The sequence below is a fragment of the Mariniflexile fucanivorans genome, assembly GCF_004341235.1.
GTDB lineage: Bacteria > Bacteroidota > Bacteroidia > Flavobacteriales > Flavobacteriaceae > Mariniflexile > Mariniflexile fucanivorans.
In genome coordinates, this window is the sequence record NZ_SLUP01000001.1 from 518,744 (window position 1) to 543,946 (window position 25,203).

At 35.3% G+C, this 25,203-nt stretch carries 15 protein-coding genes and 1 pseudogene; 1 reads left to right on the forward strand and 15 read right to left on the reverse strand.

Features of this window, described 5'->3' with window-relative positions:
* Positions 1-36: 36 nt before the first annotated feature.
* Together EV196_RS02330 and EV196_RS02335 are read right to left on the reverse strand one after the other, a co-directional pair.
* Positions 37-2,334, reverse strand: coding sequence for an NADP-dependent malic enzyme (locus EV196_RS02330; RefSeq protein WP_132214490.1), 2,298 nt, complete (start codon positions 2,332-2,334; stop codon positions 37-39).
* Between the two features lie 121 nt (positions 2,335-2,455).
* Entirely contained in the window at positions 2,456-3,091 is a 636-nt protein-coding gene (locus EV196_RS02335) for a LytTR family DNA-binding domain-containing protein (RefSeq protein WP_165876080.1), read from the reverse strand.
* A gap of 203 nt (positions 3,092-3,294) precedes the next feature.
* Between EV196_RS02335 and EV196_RS02340 the strand changes: the two genes are divergently transcribed.
* Positions 3,295-3,609, forward strand: a complete 315-nt coding sequence (locus EV196_RS02340; RefSeq protein ID WP_132214494.1) for a MotA/TolQ/ExbB proton channel family protein — start codon at positions 3,295-3,297, stop codon at positions 3,607-3,609.
* A 37-nt stretch (positions 3,610-3,646) separates the two neighbouring features.
* On the opposite strand, the gene queG is transcribed toward EV196_RS02340, so the two are convergent.
* The 13 genes and pseudogenes from queG to EV196_RS02405 form a co-directional block, all read right to left on the reverse strand.
* Entirely contained in the window at positions 3,647-4,570 is a 924-nt protein-coding gene (queG, locus tag EV196_RS02345) for a tRNA epoxyqueuosine(34) reductase QueG (protein WP_132214496.1), read from the reverse strand.
* Positions 4,571-4,613: 43 nt separating this feature from the next.
* Positions 4,614-4,927, reverse strand: a pseudogene (locus EV196_RS02350) (GIY-YIG nuclease family protein).
* Between the two features lie 58 nt (positions 4,928-4,985).
* The gene (ruvB, locus tag EV196_RS02355; protein WP_132214998.1) at positions 4,986-6,008 is read right to left on the reverse strand and encodes a Holliday junction branch migration DNA helicase RuvB; all 1,023 of its coding nucleotides are present in this window, start codon (positions 6,006-6,008) and stop codon (positions 4,986-4,988) included.
* Between the two features lie 255 nt (positions 6,009-6,263).
* Positions 6,264-8,153, reverse strand: a complete 1,890-nt coding sequence (locus EV196_RS02360) for an OmpA family protein (RefSeq protein ID WP_132214498.1) — start codon at positions 8,151-8,153, stop codon at positions 6,264-6,266.
* A gap of 108 nt (positions 8,154-8,261) precedes the next feature.
* Complete coding sequence (locus EV196_RS02365; RefSeq protein ID WP_132214500.1) at positions 8,262-9,227, reverse strand: PorP/SprF family type IX secretion system membrane protein; 966 nt, start codon at positions 9,225-9,227, stop codon at positions 8,262-8,264.
* Positions 9,228-9,254: 27 nt separating this feature from the next.
* The gene (locus tag EV196_RS02370) at positions 9,255-14,450 is read right to left on the reverse strand and encodes an Ig-like domain-containing protein (RefSeq protein WP_132214502.1); all 5,196 of its coding nucleotides are present in this window, start codon (positions 14,448-14,450) and stop codon (positions 9,255-9,257) included.
* 233 nt (positions 14,451-14,683) lie between these two features.
* Entirely contained in the window at positions 14,684-16,483 is a 1,800-nt protein-coding gene (locus tag EV196_RS02375; RefSeq protein ID WP_132214504.1) for a cytochrome c oxidase subunit I, read from the reverse strand.
* Between the two features lie 30 nt (positions 16,484-16,513).
* Positions 16,514-17,584 carry a cytochrome c oxidase subunit II gene (locus EV196_RS02380; RefSeq protein ID WP_132214506.1) on the reverse strand — a complete coding sequence of 357 codons (1,071 nt, stop codon included), beginning with the start codon at positions 17,582-17,584 and terminating at the stop codon, positions 16,514-16,516.
* 30 nt (positions 17,585-17,614) lie between these two features.
* On the reverse strand, positions 17,615-18,955 hold the full coding sequence (locus EV196_RS02385) for a quinol:cytochrome C oxidoreductase (protein ID WP_132214508.1): 1,341 nt from the start codon (positions 18,953-18,955) through the stop codon (positions 17,615-17,617).
* Between the two features lie 22 nt (positions 18,956-18,977).
* Positions 18,978-19,532: a c-type cytochrome gene (locus EV196_RS02390; RefSeq protein WP_165876089.1), complete on the reverse strand. Its 555-nt coding sequence runs from the start codon at positions 19,530-19,532 to the stop codon at positions 18,978-18,980.
* 5 nt (positions 19,533-19,537) lie between these two features.
* Positions 19,538-20,068, reverse strand: a complete 531-nt coding sequence (locus tag EV196_RS02395; RefSeq protein WP_132214510.1) for a DUF3341 domain-containing protein — start codon at positions 20,066-20,068, stop codon at positions 19,538-19,540.
* Between the two features lie 9 nt (positions 20,069-20,077).
* Entirely contained in the window at positions 20,078-21,808 is a 1,731-nt protein-coding gene (nrfD, locus tag EV196_RS02400) for an NrfD/PsrC family molybdoenzyme membrane anchor subunit (RefSeq protein ID WP_132214512.1), read from the reverse strand.
* Between the two features lie 95 nt (positions 21,809-21,903).
* Positions 21,904-25,173, reverse strand: coding sequence for a TAT-variant-translocated molybdopterin oxidoreductase (locus EV196_RS02405; RefSeq protein ID WP_132214514.1), 3,270 nt, complete (start codon positions 25,171-25,173; stop codon positions 21,904-21,906).
* Between the last annotated feature and the right edge of the window lie 30 nt (positions 25,174-25,203).

Below are 25,203 nucleotides of genomic sequence, written 5' to 3' on the forward strand. Positions count from 1 at the left end.
AATCGACCAAATGTAATAAATTTATTTTCAACCGTTTTATCTAGATTTTCCCTTTTCTAATTCTTGTTTTTCTTTTTGTTGTGCATCTATAACAGCAATGGCCGTCATGTTTACAATTTCATCTACATTTGACCCAAATTGCAAGATATGGACTGGTTTACGCATTCCCATCATAATAGGCCCAATAGATACCGCTTCATTTAATTCTTTTAATAATTTATAAGTGATATTTGCTGAATCTAAATTTGGAAATATTAACGCATTCACTTTTTTACCAACCAATTTTGAAAACGGGAATTTTTCTTGAAGCATTTCAGCATTTAAAGCAAAATCGGTTTGCAATTCACCATCAACAACCATATCTTGATAATAACGGTGTAAATGCGCCACGGCATCACGAACTTTTGAAGCACTTTCGTTTGAAGAAGAACCAAAGTTTGAATATGAAATCATAGCCATTACTGGGTCCATACCAAACATTTTAATCACTTGCGAGGTCATTTGTGCTATTTTGGTTAATTCTCTAGCCGTAGGATTGATGTTAATAGAAGTGTCGCTTAAGAAAATAGGCCCACGCTTGGTCATCATCACATTGGTAGTTGCAATACGTGATGTGCCTTTTGCCATACCAATAAGTTCTAACATTGGTTTTACAACCGATGGGTAATTTCTGGAGTACCCAGAAACCAAAGCATCTGCATCACCTTCGTTTACCATCATTGCTGCAAAATAATTACGTTCTCGCATTAAACGTTGTGCTGAATAATAAGTAACACCACGACGTTTACGTTGCTCCCAATATACTTTGGCATACTTATCTTTTCTGTCTGATTCTTCATCTGCTTTTGGGTCGACAATTAAAACATCGGCATCAAATTCAACTTCTGCCATCAACTCTTTAATAGTTTCCTTTCTTCCTAACAAAATAGGAATTGCAATACCTTCCTCATAAACTATTTGAGCTGCTTTTATTACCGCCAATTGATCTGCCTCAGCAAAAACAACACGTTTTGGATCTGATTTAGCACGGTTAAATAACAATCTGATTAGTTTGTTATCATTCCCTAAGCGTTCTCTTAATTCATCTTTATATTTTTCCCAATCAAGAATCGGTTCTTTAGCTACACCACTTTCCATAGCTGCTTTAGCTACGGCTGGTGGTATTTCGGCAATTAAACGCGGGTCGAATGGTTTTGGAATGATGTATTCTTTACCAAATGTTAATCGCGTTTCACCGTAAGCAATATTAACTTGTTCTGGCACATGCTCTTTGGCTAATCTTGCCAAGGCTTTTACAGCTGCCATTTTCATTTCCTCATTAATTTTTGAAGCTCTAACATCTAGCGCTCCACGGAATATAAATGGAAATCCTAACACATTATTTACTTGGTTAGGATGGTCTGAACGTCCCGTTGCCATTATAATATCCTTACGCGTTTTTACTGCTAAATCATATTTTATTTCTGGATCTGGGTTTGCCATAGCGAAAACAATAGGATCTTTAGCCATTGCTAACAACATTTCTGGTGTTACGATGTTTGCCATAGATAAACCAATAAACACATCGGCATCAACCATAGCTTCATCAAGGGTGTCTATTTTTCTGTGGGTAGCAAACTCTGCTTTTTCAGAAGTTAGGTTTTCCCTATCATCTCTAATAACACCTTTACTATCACACATTACCATGTTTTCACGTTTGGCACCACATGCTTGGTACAAACGAGAACACGAAATAGCGGCTGCACCTGCACCACTTATTACAATTTTAACTTGGTCTAGCTTTTTCTTTGCAATTTCAACCGCATTAATTAATGCAGCTGCCGATATGATGGCGGTACCATGCTGATCGTCGTGCATTACCGGAATATCCAATTCTGCTTTTAGGCGTCTTTCAATTTCAAAAGCCTCTGGCGCTTTAATATCTTCTAAGTTAATACCTCCAAAAGTAGGTGCAATGTTTTTTACAGTTGCAATGAACTCTTCAATATTTTCGGTATCAACTTCAATATCAAACACATCGATATCGGCAAAAATTTTGAACAGCAGCCCTTTACCTTCCATAACTGGTTTTGAAGCTTCAGGACCAATATTTCCTAAACCTAAAACCGCTGTACCGTTCGATATTACGGCAACTAAATTACCTTTAGCTGTATATTTATAGGCGTTGTTTTTGTCTTTTTCAATTTCCAAACATGGTGCCGCTACGCCTGGTGAATAAGCTAAGGCTAAATCGCGTTGTGTTGAATATTTTTTGGTTGGAACTACTTTTATTTTACCTGGAGTAGGTTTGGCGTGGTATATAAGAGCCTCTCTACGTTTACTTTCTTCGCTCATGGGAATAATTAGTTAACTAAGTGAACAAAGATAATAATCCTATGATTGTAAACACTATTCTTTTTCTGGAAAGTCCTATTCTTTTAAGTAATATTTCTAATATTTAAAACAAGAAGTGAAATTATTTAAAATAGGCCATAACCTGTTGCTTATAACTTCTAGATATAGGTAAATTCCATGCTTTATTAATAATAATTTCATTACCATTTAATGTTGCCTCATTTGGATTTACTAAAAACGATCTATGAATACGAATAAATGTATCCAACTTTAGTTCCCATTCAGTTATTCTAATGGTATTTTTATATTGGCTCCCGTCTAAAAGCACTGCTAAAGTAAAATCGCCTCTACTTTCAATGTAAGCTAAATTAGCTATGGTTATAATGGTCTTCTTTCTATCGCTAAATATTGTAATTGTTTCTTTATCAATTTGCTTATTTTTTTTGAAAACAGCTTGTTCTAAAAGAATAAAAAAACCTATAATAATCCATATAAAAATGGGGTTTACAAGCGTGCTTTCAATTGAATTTGCTTTCAATTCTAAAAAATACCAATAAGCCAAAACGATGGCAACATAACCCCAAAAAAGTGAAATTATGGCTATAAAAAAATAGCGATTCCATTTTTTAAAGCCTTTTAATAGTTTCGTTTTTTGTATTCCGTATTTAATAAAAAAAGCTATTGGCAGAAAAAAGAGTGCTATTAACCATGCATTCCAAAAATTAGGAATGGAGTTTTGAAGTAATATAGCTAACAAAAAAGAAGCTATTACCCAATAAAGAATATTATATATTTGGCTTTTATTCACCTTGTAAAAATATAATAATTACACAGAAATAGGCTTAATTTGAATGGGTTAATCGCTTAACTAATGGATTTAACCTCTCTAGAATGGTTTTTAACATGGGCACTTAATTGTGATTATTAATACATTTGAATGTAACCTTTAAAACAAAAATCATGTTAGATTTATTTTACCAAGGTGGGCCATTATTTATGACCATTCTTACCATTTTATTACTAAGTGTTATTGTGTGTTTTTGGAAATACCCTGAGTGGATTAAAGAAGTTGGCTTACTAGCGCTTTCAATTGGAATTTTAGGACAAGTTATGGGTTTGTATAGTGCTTTTAAAGCTATTGAACAGCTGGGGGAAGTTAGTCAAGAAATGATGTTTGGCGGACTTAAAGTGAGCTCAATAACGACCATGTATGGGCTTATAATTTACATTATTTCACTTATTTTAAGATTGATTAATAAACCTAGATTAGGTTAATCGTAAAATGAATAGGAAGAATTACATTAAATTCTTCCTATTCATTTAAAAAATTGATATTCCGTTTCAATCCCGAAAACTTGGTTCGTTTTACTGCTGAATCTTTGAAAATTTTTCTAAAAACATCTTCGGTGATCTCATTCCATTCTTTTTTAGACATGGATAATAGTTCCGGATGCGGATTGAATAATGGCTCTGCATGCGCTTTTGAAAACCGATTCCATGGACAAACATCTTGACAAATGTCGCAACCAAACATCCAATCTTCAAATTTTCCTTTAAAACTTGATGGGATATTTTCTTTTAATTCGATGGTGAAATAGGAAATGCATTTACTCCCATCTACCACATAAGGTTCTATAATGGCTTGTGTTGGGCATGCATCGATGCATTTGGTACAGGAACCGCAATGGTCGGTTGTGATGGTATCATATTCTAATTCTAAATCAATAATTAATTCTGCAATAAAATAGAATGAACCCACTTGTTGGGTTATTAAATTACTGTGCTTTCCTATCCAACCTAAACCCGATTTTGCTGCCCAAGCCTTATCTAAAACTGGCGCTGAATCTACAAAAGCACGGCCATGAACGTCGCCAATTTCATATTGAATGAAATTTAAAAGTGTTTTTAATCTGTTTTTTATAACGAAATGATAATCGGTTCCATAAGCGTATTTAGACAGTTTAAAACTTTCTTTGTTTTGTGTTTCTGAGGGATAGTAATTCAGCAATAATGAAATAACAGATTTTGAATTCTCAACCAGTTTTGTAGGGTCTAAACGCTTATCAAAATGGTTTTCCATGTATTGCATTTCACCATGCATGTTTTTGTTTAGATAATTTTCTAGTCGAGGTGCCTCTGCTTCTAAAAATTCAGCTTTACTAATACCACAAGACAAAAAACCGAGGCGTTTGGCTTCGGTTTTAATGAGATTTGTATGTTGTTGTTTGTTATTCATTAGAATACTGTCACACTGAGCGCAGTCGAAGTGCTAAAATAACTTAATTTTTATATTTATAATGTGTTGCATTTCTACATTCTGATAATATTTGAAGCATATCAAAATCCCCATTTATTAACGCTAATTTCTTAGCTTTAGCCCAGCCTTTTATCTTCTTTTCAAAATAAATAGCTTGTAAAACATCATTAAATTCTTGACGAAATTCCAAAGTTAATGGTCTTCTTTTATATGTATAAGAATTTTTTTTTTGCACCCTGTTTGATGCTCTGCAAATCTAGTTTCTAAATTATTAGTTATCCCTGTATAATAAGAATCATCCGAACACTTAATAATATATACAAAGTAAAAATACATTCTTTACTATTTATGGGCTTCGACTGCGCTCAGCCTGACATTACAACTTTAAATAATCCTAAAACAACCCACCTTGAATAGGCCCTTTAATTTTTCCCAAATGTTTATAGGCAAGTTCGGTTACTTCACGTCCACGAGGGGTTCGCATAATGAAACCTTGCTGAATTAAAAAAGGCTCATAAACCTCCTCAACGGTTTCTGTACTTTCACTTACTGCGGTAGCAATGGTAGAAATACCTACAGGACCGCCTTTAAATTTTTCGATGATGGTTGTTAAAATTTTATTATCCATTTCATCCAATCCATGAGCATCTACATTAAGAGCCTGCAACGCAAATTTTGCTATTTTGATATCGATACTGCCATTACCTTTAATTTGGGCAAAATCACGAACCCGACGTAACAAGGCATTAGCAATTCGAGGTGTCCCTCTACTTCTACCCGCAATTTCTACAGCTGCTTCCATGGAAATTGGTACGTTTAGTATTGACGAACTACGCTGAACGATGGTAGTTAGTAATTCTGTATTATAATATTGCAACCTACTTTGGATACCGAAACGAGCACGCATTGGTGCAGTTAACAATCCTGAACGTGTTGTTGCGCCAACTAAAGTAAACGGATTTAAATTTATTTGAACCGAACGCGCATTGGGACCAGATTCAATCATGATATCGATCCTGAAATCTTCCATGGCGGAATATAAATATTCTTCTACAATGGGGCTTAATCGATGTATTTCATCAATAAATAACACATCGCGTTCTTCAAGGTTGGTTAATAAGCCTGCTAAATCGCCCGGTTTATCCAATACAGGACCAGAAGTTATTTTGATACCTACATTCAATTCATTCGCTAAAATATGTGCCAAGGTAGTTTTTCCTAATCCTGGAGGTCCATGAAACAATGTATGATCTAAAGCTTCTTTACGTAAGTTGGCAGCTTGAACAAAAATTTGAAGATTTTCCAATACTTGGTCTTGACCTGTAAAATCATCAAAAGCTAAGGGTCTTAACTTTTTTTCGACATCAAGTTCTTCTGGAGAAAAGTTTTCGTTTGTTGGATCTAGGTTTTCGTTCATAGCGGAGACCCTTCGGCTTCGCTCAGGGTGACGTTTCATTTCAATTTAAATACTTCGAAATTGGATTCCAAAATAATTAGGAATGACAATAAGAGCAAATATAAAGAAAAAGACCTTTGTATTGAATTTTCATTACAAAGGTCTTTTGATTATTTATCATGAGATTCCTGCCTTCGCAGAATCACAGACATAAAGAAAAAGCCTTTCTAATCTAAAGAAAGGCTTTTAAAAATATTTGGTTGGTAATAATTGGGGTTAATTTAAAATTGTGAATTCACAACGACGGTTAACATCGTACTCTTCTTCGCTGCAAATATCTTCTTTCACACATTTGTTAAGCGGTTGCATTTCACCATAGCCAATACTTTTTAATCGGTTTCTTTCAATGCCTTTACTTACTAAATATTCTAACGTGGAAGCGGCACGACGTTTAGATAAATCTAAATTATATTGGTCGTTACCTCTTGCATCGGTATGTGCTGATACTTCTATTTCCATGGATGGGTATTTTTTCATTAAATCTACCAATACATTTAAGGTCGTTGCTGCATCATCACGGATTTTAGATTTATCAAAATCGAAATAGATTTTATCCAATTCTACTTGAACATCGCCTTTTTCGTTTTCTTTCACATTTTCTTCAGCATCGGCAAACGATTCTAGACTTAAGTAAATATTATGCTGAATTTTTCCTTTACTATCAGTTGAAAACTCTACGTCTTGTGGAATATACGCTTTACGAGTTCCTCTAACTTTATATTTTTTATTTGGTTCAATTTTGAATAAATAATAGGCTTTAGCTCCAACAATAGAATCTTGAATTACATTACCTGCATCATCGAATAACGTGACCAATGACCCTGGAAGTAATTTTTTACTGTTATTATCTTGTACAATACCTTCAACCAAATATTTAGTTAAGATGTTTTCTTCTCTTCCGAATCCATATAATCTATCAAATCCACTTCGGTTTGAAGACACAAATCCTTGGTTATCTTTCTCTCTAATTATATAAGCAAAATCGTCTAGACTACTATTTATTGAACTTCCTAAGTTTACAGGTGTATCAAAGTTGCCGTTTACAGAATTACTTCTAAAAACATCCAATCCGCCATATCCTAAATGACCATCGGATGCAAAATATAACACATCCAAATCGCTAATAAATGGAAATTGCTCACGATGTTTTGTATTCACATTTGAACCTAAATTTTCTGGAGTTCCGTAAGTGCCATCATCATTAATTGCGACTTTATAGATATCAAAACCACCCATAGTTCCAGGCATATCGCTAGCAAAATAAAGTGTTTTTCCATCTTTACTTATTGATGGGTGCTCGCAACTGTAGCTGTTGGAATTAAATGGTAATTCTTTAACATTCGTCCAGTTTCCATCTACTAATTCTGCTTTATAAATTTGAACATGTGCGATTCTTTCTTCTTCTGTCTTAGCACGCAAATTATTAGTTCGATTAAAGTACATGGTTTTCCCATCTTTACTGAATGTGGCATTACTTTCGTGAGAATCGGTATTGATTTCCTCTGAAAAAGGCATGACATTTTCTAGCTTTTCATCGGGGGTAAGGGTTCCTGAGTACAAATCTAGATAGGGTAACTCATTCCATGCATATGATGGGCTTTCTGAGTTTCTGGTTGAAGCGAACACTACTTTATCATCACCATAAAAAGACATACCAAAATCGCTATTAGTAGAAGCTTCGTTTGCTATTTGTTGTAGTTTAAACGTGTGGGGTGTTGTTTTATCAGTATTCTCAATAAAAGCAAGAGTATTAATTCTTTTGTTATAGTATCTACTTAAATGAGCATCGGCTTCTTTGTAATCTTTAACACCTTTTAAGGCTTGCGCGAATCTAAAATGGAATTCGATGTCTATGGAATCACCATAGCTAACAAATAACTCTCTATAGGTTTTAATGGCCTTTTGAAGTTTTGTGTTATAGTAATAACTATCGGCTAAATTTTGAAGCACTTCTTGGTTACGATCTTTGGTTTCGTAAATTTCGGCAGCTTCTACATAGGCTCTCATTTCGAAAAGCTTATTGGCTCGTTTTAAGTTTCCTTTTTGTGCTAATGTGATTCCACTAACTAATAAAAGGCTTGCAAGTATGTATATATGTTTTTTCATGTGGTGAAGTTTAATGTTTTTCAATTGTCACATGCAACATCCATATCATGTATATTCTTGAATTTTGAATTTTTAGAAATGGATGTTTCATTTTAATAGTCTTTATGGTTAGAAGAATCTAGGTGAACGATCGTAACCACCTTTAAATCCGAATAAATCAATATCAAACAAAATAAATATTTCGTGCGAACCTGAGTTGTAATCACCAAGGTTTGAGGTTGTGAAATCGTAAGCATAGCCTATTTTTAAGTCTGGCATAACTCTAAAACTTACCAAACCACTAATAGCATCATCTAAACGATAGCCTAAACCTGCTTCTAGTTTTTCATTAATTAAAACATTAGCTGTAATATCGAGTGCTAAAGGCGCTCCTTGAACCGACTTCGCCATGAATGCTGGCTTAAATTTTAAATCTCTATTGATGTCAAACACATAACCTCCCGTTAAGTAATAATGAATACTTTGAACGCCTGTAGCCTTTACACCATTTTCGGTTTCAATATGTTTTGAATTCAGCATGTTGGGAGCCGAAAAACCAACATAATAATTATCGGTAAAATAAAATGCTCCAATACCTATGTTAGGGAATGTTTTACTTATGTTTTCGTTGAAAGCTACATCGAGACCGTTTGATGCACTACCCGATTGCAGGTTAAAACCATCGAAATTAACATCGAAGAAAGTAAATCCTGCTTTAATTCCTAATGATAAATTACCACGGTCTAGCCCCATTGGTAACACATAGGCAAAATCTGCATAAATGTTATTTTCTTGAATTACATCACCTATATTATCGTTGGTAAATGAGATACCAGCTTCAATTTTATCATTAATAGGTGTGTGGGCAAAAAAGGTTCCTGTTTTTGGTGCTCCTTCAATACCTACCCATTGGGTTCTGTACAATCCACCCAAATTTAAAATGGCTGGATCTGCTGTTGCATAGGCAGGGTTTATCACGCTCATGTTATACATATATTGTGTAAACTGAGGGTCTTGCTGTGCAAAACTTTGAAAAGACATTAGTGTCAATCCTACTAAGACAGCTATTTTATGATATATATTTAAATTTTTCATGTTTTCTAAATTTTGTTTATCTAAAAATTATCTGCTTAAGTATAAATGTCCTTGTTTTGGTTTATTCTCTCCATCGTTAAAAATGAAAATATAATAGTACATTCCTACTGGTAAATCACCTTTAATGAGTGTTCTTGCCTGATTAGATATTCCGTTAAAACGGGGGCTAGAAGCATTTCCTTTATAAACCATATTGCCATAGCGATTGTAAATCTCCATTTCAAATTTTGGATAAAGAATATCTAAATTATTAACCTCGTAAGTATCGTTAATACCATCTCCATTAGGCGAGAATCCATCTGGTAAAAATAATTCTCCACAAGAAGTTAAATCTGGTGTCACGGCTAATCGCACACTGCTTTCACATCCTGAAGCTGCATCAATAAGTGCCGCATAATAGGTTGTTAAATTAGTAAGTGTTTCAGAATCGCTAATCGTTGTACCATCTGTACTGGCATCATACCAAACTACATTATTTGTTGATGTGATGTGTTCTGCTATGTTAAGTGTAAGATCATTAATAGTTGGGTCATTGTTAATACAATATTCCTTATTTGCATCTTTTAAAGTTGGCGTTGGTGTATCGTTAATGGTGACATTAATTTCAACACTCTCAGAAGACTCACAACCAGAACCAGTTGTTTGGGTTGCAAAATAATCTTCACCATCTACTAGAGCAGTTGATTCTGCTAATGGTGTTGCTAATGTAGCATCGGTATACCAATTAACTGTTCCTGTAGGTTGAATACTTAAAGTCAAATCTGCAACTGTTGGATTATTTACTAAACAGAATGATGGATTCGAATCCAACACCACTATTTGAGGTGAATCGCTAACAATTACGGTAATTTGCGCACTAGAATCTGGTGCACAAGGCGAGGTTGCTGCTACAGTATAAGTGTAAATACCTTGACTATCAGTATTTGGATCGAATACTCCTGAACCGCTGGGTAATGCTGGCGACCAAGTTCCTCCATTCTGTGCAGACGTTCCTAAATAAGAAAACAAATCTATTGGACCATCAATTACACATATGGCGGCTGTATTACTATTCCCTGCATTTGGTGCTAGCGTTACTGAAACTTCAACTTCGCTAGTATCTGTTCCACAAGCATTTGTTAAAGTATAGATATATTTACCTGGAGCATCTACTAAAGGATCAAATACACCTGTACCACTTGCCATTGCTGGCGACCAAGTTCCTCCAGTATCGGCACTTCCAATTAAAGTAAATAAATCAGTAGTTCCATTATTGCTACAAACATCTAAAGTATTATTAGTCCCCGCATTTAATGGGCCTTCAATAGTTACAGTTACTATGGTACTTGAGTCTACACATGGTGCAGACGCCGTTACCATATAAGTGAACTGATAATTTCCAGGTATAACTCCGGTAGCATCAAATGTGCTTCCTGTTAAGATTCCTACTCCATCATTATTATTCCAAATACCACCCGCATCTTGTGTACCATCTAATCCTATAAACAAGTCTATAGTATTATTATTGTTACATGCTATGATTGGAAGAGCAATTCCAGATTTTGGTGATTGATAAATAGTTGCAGTAACCAATGTTCTTACTGAAGACTCACAACCTGAAGTGGCATCGGTTTGTGTTGCGAAATAATCTTCTCCATTAATTAATGAAGTAGTTCCCAATAAAGCGGTTCCTCCTGTTGCATTATCGTACCACTGAATAGTAGTTCCTGCAGCGGTTAAATTTGCTATGGTTGCTGAATCGCAAAATTCTTGAGTTGGTGAAGCTGTTGGTGATGTTGAGTCGTTTATTATGATTGTAACGGTTACCAATACATCATCACAACTTCCAATGGCATCCACATCGTAAGTAAAATTATAAGTACCTGAAGCAAGCCCGTCAAGGGTTACTAAATTTCCTGATAAAGCCAAAGATGAATCATCATCACTCCAAATTCCTGTCTGGTCTTCACCAGTTAATAAATCGAATAAATTATACGTTTGACCTGTTCTAATCTCAGCGACACAAAATTCAAATGGCGCATTTGCTGTTCCAGATTCTGGTGCATCTTCAACTGTGATAACAACTGTTGAGCTATTGGTACAACCATTCACATCTGTAATGGTATAGGTGAAGTTGAATACCCCTATTGTTAAGCTGTTTAAGTTCACATCACTTCCCGTTAAGGCTCCCGTGGTATTATCGTCCGTCCATGTGCCACCAGCATCTTCACCTGCAAGTTGACCAAACAAATTTAATGGCGAATTAGCTGCCAAATCATTTTCACAAAATACGGCTGGTGTTGGTGTGCCTGTATTGGGCAATGGGTTTATGGTTACCATTACTGTTACTAAAACATCGTCACAGCTTCCTATGGCATCAACATCAAAAGTGAAATTGTAATCCCCAGGTGTTAAGCCTGATAAATCTATAGGGTTTGAAACTACTGTTCCTGTATTATCCAAACCTGAATACCAAGTTCCGGTTTGGTCTTCATCGGTTAATAAATCGAATAAATTATAACTTGATGGCGCTGAACCTTCACAAAACGCTATTGGAGCATTTGATGTTCCTGATTCTGGTGAATCTTCAACTGTGATAACAACTGTTGAACTGTTGGTACAACCGTTTACATCTGTAATGGTATAGGTGAAGTTAAATACTCCTATTGTTAAGCTGTTTAAGTTCACATCACTTCCCGTTAAGGCTCCCGTGGTATTATCGTCCGTCCAAGTACCACCAGCATCTTCACCTGCAAGTTGACCAAACAAATTTAATGGCGAATTAGCTGCCAAATCATTTTCACAAAATACGGCTGGTGTTGGTGTGCCTGTATTGGGCAATGGGTTTATGGTTACCATTACTGTTACTAAAACATCGTCACAGCTTCCTAGGGCATCAACATCAAAAGTGAAATTGTAATCACCAGGTGTTAAGCCTGATAAATCTATAGGGTTTGAAACTACTGTTCCTGTATTATCCAAACCTGAATACCAAGTTCCGGTTTGGTCTTCATCGGTTAATAAATCGAATAAATTATAACTTGATGGCGCTGAACCTTCACAAAACGCTATTGGAGCATTTGATGTTCCTGATTCTGGTGAATCTTCAACTGTGATAACAACTGTTGAACTGTTGGTACAACCGTTTACATCTGTAATGGTATAGGTGAAGTTGAATACCCCTATTGTTAAGCTGTTTAAGTTCACATCACTTCCCGTTAGGGCTCCCGTGGTATTATCGTCCGTCCATGTGCCACCAGCATCTTCACCTGCAAGTTGACCAAACAAATTTAATGGCGAATTAGCTACCAAATCATTTTCACAAAATACGGCTGGTGTTGGTGTGCCTGTATTGGGTAATGGGTTTATGGTTACCATTACTGTTACTAAAACATCGTCACAGCTTCCTATGGCATCAACATCAAAAGTGAAATTGTAATCACCAGGTGTTAATCCTGATAAATCTATAGGGTTTGAAACTACTGCTCCTGTATTATCCAAACCTGAATACCAAGTTCCGGTTTGGTCTTCATCGGTTAATAAATCGAATAAATTATAACTTGATGGTGCTGAACCTTCACAAAACGCTATTGGAGCATTTGATGTTCCTGATTCTGGAGCTGGTTCAATTGCTATTGTTATAATTTCGGTGTCTGAACAACTTCCATTGTCTATGGTGTAGTTAAATGAATAAGGACTTCCGGCTACTGTTAAAGTCGCTAAATCTAAAGAATTAGAAATGATAGTATCACTAGCATCCCTCCAAGTACCCAAATTATTATCCTGAGAACCATCTAAAGCATCAAATAAATTAAAAGGTGAATTGGCAACCAATTCATTTTCACAAAATGTTTTATTATCCGCTATTCCGGCATTAGGATTTGGCAATACAACTACTTGTACTGTTGTAGATTGATCAGTACATGGGTTCAATAAATTTTGAGTATATGTAAAATTGTAAGTTGCAGGAGCAAACCCTGTTAAGTCTATGGGGTTTGAGACAACGGGATCTGAACTTGAAAGACCTAGCGTCCACTGACCATTTGGATCTTCATTATCTAATAATGTGGACAGATCAAACGCAGACGGTAAATCAACAACACAAATTGATGCAGGATTCGCTGTAGAGACAGTTCCTGAACTCAATGTTTTATTTACTCTTATTGTTACTGTAGCAACACCATCTGGACAAAAGCCCATGCTAGGTACTGTATAAGTAAATCTGTATTCTCCCGCTGTTGTTAAAGTTGAAATATTAACAGTTCCAAGATATCCTCCCGAGGTAACTAAAGGTCCAGACCAGGAACCTGTAGTAACTTTAGTACCTCCTAATTCATCAAATAAATTAAAATCGCTTATTGGCAAACTATCATCACAATATTCTAAAGAAGCAGGGGTACCAGGTTCAACAGGGGTGTCTATATTTACTGTAACAGGTATGGCATTACTATCGCAAAAAGTATCATTAATTTGTACATAATAAGTTCCGTTTGCTAAAGGTTGTGATGCTGTTAAGATAGGAGGAATAGGATCTCCAAAAGCATCAACTTGGTCATACCAGTTATATAGACCAGTAGTACCAGGATCTAAGTCTCCTATTGTAGGATTGGAATCGGAACAAAATTCCTGATTGGGAGCAGGTGTTGGGTCTGATGGTGAAATAGATTGAATTGATTTCCCTATCTTAATTTGACTAGTACATGGTGTTGGAGTTGAAGCATCACTAAACACAATATAATAGTTAACAATACCATTTACTATAACATCTGTGGTATTCGCTTGATTGGTTAATGCTAAATCATAATAAACATTTACAGACCCTCCTACTGGCACATAAGCTAGTAGTGTATCATCAATATAATCTTGAATGGTAGCGTTATCATTACTACAATAAAATTTATCCAAAGAACCTCCGGGAGGTACTGGGTTTACTTGAAAAGTTATATTTATGGATTGTCTTGTCCCACAATTGCCTGCATCATTTCCTGCATAATAAGTTCCTTGTGAAACTAACTGGGTTGAATTATATCTAATTCCACCTGTAGCCGCACTATACCAAACTGCACCTGAGGCGTAATCGGCACTTAAATTTGCAAAACTATAACCTGACGCATTACATATAGGAGCGGGGTTAGGATCTGAAATAGTAGGGCACTGTGCAAAACTCGAATAGGCACTCCATAAAGAAACAAAAACAAAGGATACTATTTTAAACGCATTCCTAAATAAGGGTTTTGTTATCATAATTGAAATATTTTAGATTCATGTTAATTGTAACCGTTTAAAGCTGTATTCATCGAATTAAATTCGTTAACAGAATTAATCTTACATTTATTAAAACGGTGCAATTTAACTGATTTTTTTGTTATTTCAACGATTTTTTTAAATTATTTTACACTTTATCGAAGTAAACATGCATTTAAACGAAAAACCCACCTGAATAAGGTGGGTTTTTTATTACGAGTTATGTTAAATGTTTAATGCTGTAGTTCTTCTTCCCCTTCTTTTAAAGGAATATTTTGAGGCACAAAATCTACATCATGCCCTGGCTTACTATAATCATAAGCCCAACGGTATACATGCGGAATGTCTCCTGGCCAGTTTCCATGAATATGTTCAACAGGTGTTGTCCACTCTAGCGTAGTAGATTTCCAAGGATTTTGAGTTGCTCGCTTTCCGTAGAAAATACTGCTAAAGAAATTGTATAAATAAACTATCTGTACGATCCCTCCAACTATGGCAAACAAAGTGATAACAACATTTACATTTGCTAAATCATCAAATAATGGAAAATTACTATTTGTATAATAACGACGAGGTAAACCTGCCATTCCTATAAAGTGCATGGGGAAAAATACACCATAAGCACAAACAGCAGTAATCCAAAAATGAATGTATCCTAAATTTTTATTAAGCATACGCCCAAACATTTTTGGATACCAATGATAAATACCTGCAAACATACCATAAAGTGCAGAAATACCCATTACTAAATGGAAATGAGCTACTACAAAATATGTATCGTGTACATTAATATCTAAAGCACTATCACCAAGTATAATACCAGTTAAACCACCAGTAATAAATGTGGAAACGAAACCAATGGAAAATAACATTGCAGGATTCATTTGTAAATTACCTTTCCATAAGGTAGTAATCCAGTTGAAAGCTTTTACAGCTGATGGAATTGCAATTAATAATGTTGTAAATGTAAATACAGAACCTAAGAATGGATTCATACCAGATACAAACATGTGGTGACCCCAAACAATAGTTGATAAGAATGCAATAGCCAGAATAGAGGCGATCATAGCACGATAACCAAAAATAGGTTTTCGGGAATTTGATGCCATAATTTCAGAAACCAATCCCATCGCAGGTAATATAACGATATAAACCTCTGGGTGACCTAAGAACCAAAATAGGTGTTCAAATAATACTGGAGATCCTCCTTGATAATGTAATACTTCACCTTGAATAAATATATCTGATAAGAAGAATGAAGTTCCAAAACTTCTATCCATTATTAGCAATAAAGCTGCTGATAATAATACTGGAAATGATACAATTCCAATGATTGCTGTCACAAAAAACGCCCATATTGTTAAAGGTAAACGTGTCATAGACATCCCTTTAGTACGTAAATTAATTACAGTAACAACATAGTTAAGTGACCCTAATAATGATGATGCAATGAATATAGCCATAGAAACTAACCAAAGTGTCATACCCATACCAGAACCTCCTTGAGCCATTGGTAACGCACTTAATGGTGGGTAAATGGTCCATCCAGCTGCCGCAGGACCCGCTTCAACAAATAGTGAAAAAACCATGATGATACTTGATAAGAAGAATAACCAGTAAGACACCATATTTAAAAAACCCGAAGCCATATCACGTGCTCCAATTTGTAATGGAATTAATAAGTTACTAAAAGTACCACTTAACCCAGCGGTTAATACAAAAAACACCATAATGGTACCGTGAATAGTTACCAATGCTAAATAAATATCGGCGTCCATAACACCTCCTGGAGCCCATTTACCCAATAATGCTTCAAACAAAACATTTGGTTCTTCTGGCCATGCAATTTGCATACGGAACATCATAGACATTAAAACACCTATAACACCCATAATAGTACCTGTGATTAAGTACTGTTTGGCAATCATTTTGTGATCTTGACTAAATATATATTTAGTTACAAAGGTCTCTTTATGATGATGTCCGTGGTCGTCATGAGCGTCGTGAGCGTGAGTATCTTCGTGTGCTGACATAATCTTATAGCGTATTTATCTTTTTTTAAATTAATTAACTACTAAGGAATTCTTGAATTCTTTTTGCTCTTTCATCCAAGCATCGTATTCTTCTTGAGTTTCTACTATAATTTTCATTTGCATATTGTAATGAGATTTTCCGCAAATTTTATTACATAATAATAAATAGTCAAATTCATAATTCTCTAAGGCTTCTCCACCTTTAGCTGTTAACTTTTGACTTTTTTTAACTCTGATTTTATTAATATTTGCTACTTTTTCAACCATTTCTGGTGTTTGACGCATATCGGCCGTAGTTACTGTTGGCGTGAAACCAAATTGAGTTATCATACCTGGTACACAATTCATCTGCGCTCTAAAATGAGGCATATATGCTGAATGCAATACATCTTGAGATCTCATTTTAAATAATACAGGCTTACCAACTGGTAAATGTAATTCCGTAGTAATCACATCATCTTGCGCATTTGGATCTGCTTCATCTAAACCTAAAATATTAGCGCGATCAATATCAATTAAACGAACATTAGCTTTTCCTAAGGTATTATCTGCGCCAGCATAACGAGCTTTCCAGTTAAATTGTTGAGCATACAATTCAACTACTAAAGGGTCGTCACTTTCATCAACACCCATAATGCTTATCCATGAATTAAGTCCATAAATAATTAAACCTGCCAAAACAATTACTGGTATAATAGTCCAGATAGCTTCTAATTTATTGTTATCAGCAAAAAACAAGGCTTTTTTACCTTTCTCACCTTTGTACTTAAAAGCAAAATAGTGCAATAAAAATTGGGTAATAGTTTGAACAAAAAATATTACTGCCATTGAAATAACCATTAGGTTATCTATAGTAGACCCATGTTCTGAAGCCGAATTTGATACTAATGGTAAATTTCCCCATTTAGCAAAACAAACGATGGTGATAATGTAAATGAAAGCTAAAAAGCCCATCATTAAATACCCATTTATTGTGTTATCCTTATCGGTGGCCACTTGAGAGTTTACGGTTTTAGCTTGCGCCAAATCGAAAATCTTTACCATTTGCCAAATGGCAATTAAAATAAATACTAAAACTATAATTGTTAATAAAGCAGTCATTGTTGTCGTTCGTCTTTATTTATAACTTAATTAATAATGAAAATCTTCACTTTCTTTTCTAAAAGGATATCCTTTTACAAGTAATGGTGCTTTGGTCAAAGCTGTAAATACCACAAATATGAATAACCCGGCGAAAAGCAATATAGCGCTTATTTCAGGAACACCTATAAACCATCTGTCTCCTACGGTTGCCGGCATAATCATAACAAATATATCTATGTAATGTCCAAATAGGATTACCAATCCAGCCATAACAACAAACCAAGGAATACGTTTATAATCTGCATTCATCAACATTAAGAATGGGAATACAAAGTTCATAACCACCATTCCTAAAAATGGTAATTTGTAATCGTTGAAACGTGTTATGAAATAAGTAACCTCTTCTGGTATGTTTGAATACCAAATAAGCATGTATTGTGAAAACCACAAGTAAGTCCAGAAAATACTGAAAGCAAACATGAATTTTGCAACATCGTGTAAATGGTTTTCGTTAACAAATGGTAAAAAATTTCTAGATTTTAAGTAAATTGTAATTAATGCTATTACTGTTATACCACTTACAAACATACTAGCAAATACATACCATCCGAATAATGTTGAGAACCAATGCGGGTCTACACTCATAATCCAATCCCAAGACATCATAGACTCTGTGTAAATAAAGAATACTAAGAATGCTGCTGCAATTCTAAAAGACTTTTTAAAGTTACTTTTATCTTCGGCTGTATCTTGTGCAATTGAGAATTTACGAGCAAAATGACGGTATAAACTCCATCCAGCTATAAAAATTAAACCTCTTAAGGCAAACATAGGAATGTTTAACCAACCTGATTTTCCTTGTATCAATTTATCGTGAGCTACTACTTCAGGATCCATCCATATAAAAATATTGTAATGTCCAATAGTACCAGACGCCACAGCAATTGCTACAACTATTAATGCACCAGGAAGCACATAAGCTGTAATACCTTCCATAACTCTAAACAATACTGGAGACCAACCTGCTTGAGAGGCAATTTGAATAGCATAAAAAGCTAAAGCACCTAAACCAATCATCATGAAGAAAAAGGCAGCAACATAAAGTGCAGACCATGGTCTGTTAGCTATTTGGTGCTGAACATGTTCGATATGTTCTTTATGCTCATCAACTTGTGCATGGGCTTCTTCTCCATGAGCACTGTCCGATACATGAGCATCGTGTGATGCATCTACTGAATGGTCACCACCATGATGGGATTCTTCTGCAAGTAAGGTTTCAACTTCTTCAAAAGATTTATGAGATGTCATAAAACCATATCCAACTCCTAATGCTCCTAAAATCATTAGAATGAAAGAAAATGTCTTTAATTTATTTGAAAATGTATACATATCTATAATAATCTTGTCTATCTTACTTTTCTAAATTAGCCTTTAATTCCAATACATAGGAAACAACTTGCCAACGCTCTTCTTCTTTCAATTGGTTTGCATAAGAACCCATCGCATTTTTACCATAGTAAATAGTATGGTAAATACTTCCTTCGTTTATGGCTCTACCTGCATCATCATAACTCGGAATACCAAGAATTTTTTCGCGCTTCACTAAGTTTCCTTGTCCATCACCTTTAGCACCATGACAAATTCCGCAGTAAATATCATATAATGCTTTGCCTCTTTCTAAATCTACCATAGTAGAATCCAATGGACTTTTTAATGTTTCTTTAGCTAACACAAAACCCTCTGTTGAATTTTCTATATCAAAAGGAACAAATCCTCTAGCAATAGAACCTTCAGCAGGTAATTGCGCTTCAACGCCATTTTTAAAAGCAGAAGATTCGCTATAGGTTTCGTAACCTACAGATTCATACATATTAGGCATGAATTGGTAGTTAGGCGCTGTATCTTTTTTACATGATACAGTTACTAAAACAACTGCTATTGCTACTATTTTAATTAAGCTCTTCATCATTATTAATGCGCTTTATCAATTAAACTAATCTCCACTGCTCCTGTTTCTTTAAGTAAATTTTCAAGTGCTTCTTCATTACCATCAACAGCTATTTCCATTAAGAAATGATCATCGGTCGTTCTTGGATCTGGATTTTCTGCTTCTTTAAATGGCCACATTCTGCTTCTTAGATAAAATGTAATTACCATTAAATGCGCTGCAAAAAACACGGTTAACTCAAACATAATTGGCACGAATGCCGGCATGTTTTCCAAATAACTAAAACTTGGTTTTCCACCTATGTTTTGAGGCCAATCTTCAATCATAATGTAATTCATCATAACAGTTGCTACTGTTAAACCAATCAAACCATAAATAAATGCTGCAATAGCAATACGTGTAGGTGCTAATCCCATAGCTTTGTCTAGCCCATGCACCGGAAATGGTGTATATATTTCTTCTATGTGATATCTTTCTGCCTTAACTTTTTTAACAGCCGACATTAATACATCATCATCCGTATAAATAGCGTGAATAACTTTTGAAGCTTCCATTTACTATATTTAGTTTATTAAATTTTTAGCTTGTCCTGACCAATCATCACGTTCTGCTCTTCCAGGGAAAGAACCTGTAATTTCGTCTAACAAGTCATATTCTCTCTTTGTCATTTTGCTTACTTGAGCATAAGTAAAAATACCGATGCTATTCAAGATTTCTTCCATTTTTGGACCAATACCGTTGATAACTTTTAAATCATCAGGAGTTTGCAAAGTGGGATCAAATTTTCCAACACCTTGTAGAAGATTATCCAATTTCTCTACATTATCTTGAGTTGGCTTACTTCCTGTAGTATCTTTAGGTAACTTAAAGTTTGATGTTCTTGCATCAGCACCTGTTCCTACTAAACTATCACCGCGTTCTCTAATATTCTTATAACGTTCACCCGAAGATTTTAAAATGGTTTTAACCTCAGCTTGCGCTATTACCGGGAATGTTCTAGAATATAACAAGAATAATACAAAGAAAAATCCGATAGTCCCTATAAAAATACCTATATCTACAAATGTTGGCGAGAACATGGTCCATGACGATGGCAAATAATCACGGTGTAACGATGTCACGATAATTACAAAACGCTCAAACCACATACCTACGTTTACTACAATAGATATAAAGAAAGAGAACATAATACTTGTTCTTAATTTCTTGAACCACATAAATTGTGGAGAGAATACATTGCAAGACATCATCATCCAGTATGCCCAAGCGTAAGGCCCTGTTGCTCTGTTTAAGAATGCATATTGTTCGTATTCTACACCTGAATACCAAGCAATAAATAACTCTGTAATATAAGCCACCCCTACTATAGAACCTGTAATCATGATTACAATGTTCATTAATTCGATGTGTTGCACAGTGATATAATCTTCCAGGTTACACACTTTTCTCATAATAATAAGAAGTGTATTTACCATGGCAAATCCTGAGAATACTGCTCCCGCAACAAAATACGGAGGGAAAATAGTAGTATGCCAACCAGGTATAACTGATGTTGCAAAGTCAAAAGATACAATAGTATGAACAGAAAGTACAAGTGGTGTTGCTAATCCTGCAAGAACCAAAGATACTTCTTCAAAACGTTGCCAATCTTTAGCACGACCAGACCATCCAAAACTCAGCAATGAATAGATTTTCTTTTGGAAAGGTTTTACAGCACGATCACGTAACATAGCGAAATCTGGTAATAAACCTGTCCACCAGAATACTAATGATACCGATAAATAGGTTGAAATCGCAAACACGTCCCAAAGTAATGGTGAGTTAAAGTTTACCCAAAGCGAACCAAACTGATTGGGAATTGGTAACACCCAGTATCCTAACCATGGGCGACCCATGTGGATAATTGGGAATAAACCCGCTTGAACTACCGAGAAAATGGTCATCGCTTCCGCAGAACGGTTAATGGCCATTCTCCATTTTTGACGGAACAGTAATAGTACCGCAGAAATAAGTGTTCCTGCGTGACCAATACCAACCCACCAAACGAAGTTAGTAATATCCCAGGCCCAACCTACGGTTTTATTTAAACCCCAAGTTCCAATACCTGTTGATATAGTATATAAAATACATCCAATACCCCAAAGGAAAGCGACTAGTGCTATAGAAAAAACTATCCACCATTGTTTATTTGCTTTTCCTTCAACAGGTTTAGCCACATCCACAGTAACGTCGTGGTATGATTTTTCGCCTGTAACTAAGGGTCTTCTAATAGGTGCTTCGTAATGAGACGCCATTTCTTAATTGTTTATTTGTTTATTTGTTTAAGCGTTTATTTGTTTAAAAGGCACTATTCTTTTTAAACTTTTTACTTTCAAACTTTTTACTCAATTCATGCTTCAGTTGTATTTCTCACTTTTGTTTGATACATCACGTTTGGTTTTACACCTACGCTCTCTAACAAGTGGTACATACGGTTATCTTCTTTAAGTTTCGCAACTTGACTTTCTTTATCGTTAATGTCTCCAAAAACCATCGCACCATTACTACAAGCCGCAGAACAAGCTGTTTGGAATTCACCATCTTTAATTTCACGTCCATCACGTTTCGCATCCAAAATTGTTTTTTGTGTTTTTTGAATACACATAGAACATTTTTCCATAACACCACGAGAACGAACAACTACATCTGGATTTAATACCATACGTCCTAAATCATCATTCATATGATAATCGAACTCATCGTTTCCATTATACAAGAACCAGTTGAAACGACGTACTTTATAAGGACAGTTATTTGCACAATATCTAGTACCTACGCAACGGTTATAAGCCATATGGTTTTGACCTTGACGCCCATGAGATGTTGCTGCCACAGGACATACAGTTTCACACGGTGCATGATTACAATGTTGGCACATAACTGGCTGGAAAGCAACTTGAGGATTAACAGATGCATGTTCCATTTCACCAAAACCTCCTAAAGAACCATTATCTCCAAACAACCCAGAGAAACCATCTTTTTTAGCATCATCCTCTTCAAATGTAGCATCAGATGAATAATATCTATCTATTCGTAACCAATGCATATCACGGCTACGACGTACTTCCGTTTTACCAACTACCGGTACATTATTTTCAGCGTGACACGCAATAACACAAGCACCACAACCTGTACACGCATTTAAATCGATTGATAAGTTGAAGTGATGCCCAATTGAACGATCAAACTCATCCCATAAATCTACTTTTGGCGATGTTACTGGTGTTTCTTTATGGTTTAAAGATACCATAGGAACTGCGTTCCAATGTTTCTTATCTTGAGTATTAAAGATCTCTAATGATGTCTCTTTAATAATATCTCCACGCCCCATCAACGTATTATGTAACTGAACAGATGCAAATTCATGCTCTCCAGCTACAGCTTCAATAGTTACGCTTTGAGTTGTATTAAAATTTTGGTATAAAGCATAAGCATTCACACCCGTTTGCATTTCTTCTTTTAAACCAGCAGTTCTACCATAACCAAATGCTAACCCAACAGAACCTTTTGCTTGTCCTGGTTGAATCATAATTGGAGCAGTAATAGACTTACCATTTACCGTTACTTTAGCATAGCTACCATTTAATGCACCATTAGCCACATGTTTGTTCATCAAACCTAATGCATCGGCATCGGCTTTAGAAACTGTTAAATAGTTGTCCCAGGAAGCTCTTGTAATAGGGTCTGGAAACTCTTGTAACCATGGGTTGTTGGCCTGTTGCCCATCACCCATACCTACTTTGGTATATAATGTTAATTCTAAACTTGATTTCTTTGCTGAAGCAGCTAAAGCATTTGCTGCATTTCCTCCTGAGGCAACAGTTACACCAGCTAATGCTCCAGAATTTGAAGTAATTGTTGAAGTTGAAGTGGTAGTTATAAACTCATCCTTATCTTCATCTTTAATACCAACACCTACGGCAACATCATGAATGATGCCTCCTACAAACGTTCTATCTTTCTTATCTTTTAATTCTGTTGATGTTGATTCAACAGTTTCTTCTGAAGTCTTATGAAGACCTCCAATTGAAGAACCATAAACAAAACCACCATCGTGTAAGGCCTGATTAAATGAATTACCACCTAGAACACTAGAATTCCAATGATTTTTAATGTAGTCATGGTAAGTAACATCGTTTCCAGTCCATTTTAATAATGCATCTTGAAATTGTCTTGTATCAAATAACGGACGGATGGTTGGCTGCGTTAAGGCATAATGCCCTTTTTTAATCTCAACATCGCCCCAAGATTCTAAATAATGAGGTGCGGCGGCTATATATTGTGTTTGTGATGACGTTTCATCAACTTTCATTGAAAACGCTATCGATAATTCTGTTTTCTTTAATCCTTCAGCAAAATCTGAAGCATTAGGTAACGAATATAATGGGTTTACACCACTCATGATTATAGCTCCAACTTTACCTGCTTTCATATCAGCAACTAAAGTTAAAACTTCTTTATCACTACCTTGTCTTGTTTTTACAGCTGTTTTAGGGTCGAATGCTTTACTTCCTAAAAAAGCATTTAATTCTAAAGCTAGAGTTTGTGCATTTACATCTTGAATACCTGTAACTACAACCGCATCACTGCCAGCTTTCTTTAATTGAGCAGCCGCTTTTTTAACAGCATCTTCTATATGCGAAGGCAAGCTTCCAGATACAGAGCCTCCAACCACATAACTATATAATTTAGCTAAAGCTAATTTTTGCTCACTTGGTGTTAAAGGCACACGCTTATCGGCGTTTGCACCAGTTAAAGACATATTAGACTCAAACTGAATGTGACGAGACATCTTTCCGTTTTGTGGAATTTTGTTTTTTGAATATCCAGAATCAAAACCACCACCTTGCCAGTCACCTAAAAAATCGGCACCAACAGAAACAATCGTCATTGCTTTAGAAAAATCATAATTTGCTAAAGCACGTTCACCGTATTTCGCTTGGTAAGCATCCAACGCAGCCGATTCTGAAACAGCATCGTAAACAACGTGACGAACATTACCATATTTTTCTTTGAATTCAGAAATTAACTTACTTGTAGATGGACTTGCAAAAGTTTGTGTAAATAACACAATCTCTTTACCTGCCACATTTAAATCTGTTAATTTTTGATTGGTTTCATTATCAAATGTACTCCAAGAAATAGAAGCACCCTCTTTTTTAGGGCTTTGCACTCTTAAACTATCATACAATCCTAAAACAGAAGCGTTTACTCTGGCATTAGCACTACCATTAGTGGTTGCTAAAGCGTTATTTTCAATTTTAATTGGACGACCTTCACGCGTTTTAACTAAAACACTTGCAAAATCAAATCCATCTGCAATAGTTGTAGCATAATAGTTAGCAACGCCAGGAATAATTTCTTGAGGCTGTACTACATAAGGAATAGATTTAACAACGGGTCCTTCACAAGCAGCCAAAGAAGCCGCTGCGGTACTAAACCCTACATATTTTAAGAAATCGCGACGTGTTGTAGAACTTGCTTCTAATGTGTTTTTATCACCTAAAAATTCATCAGTAGGTATTTGCTCTACAAACTCGTTTTGTTTTAGCGTCTCAACAATAGAACTATTCTCGTTTAGCTCTTCAACACTTTTCCAGTATTTCTTGTTTGATGACATATTATATAATTGAATTACTTCTTTATTTAT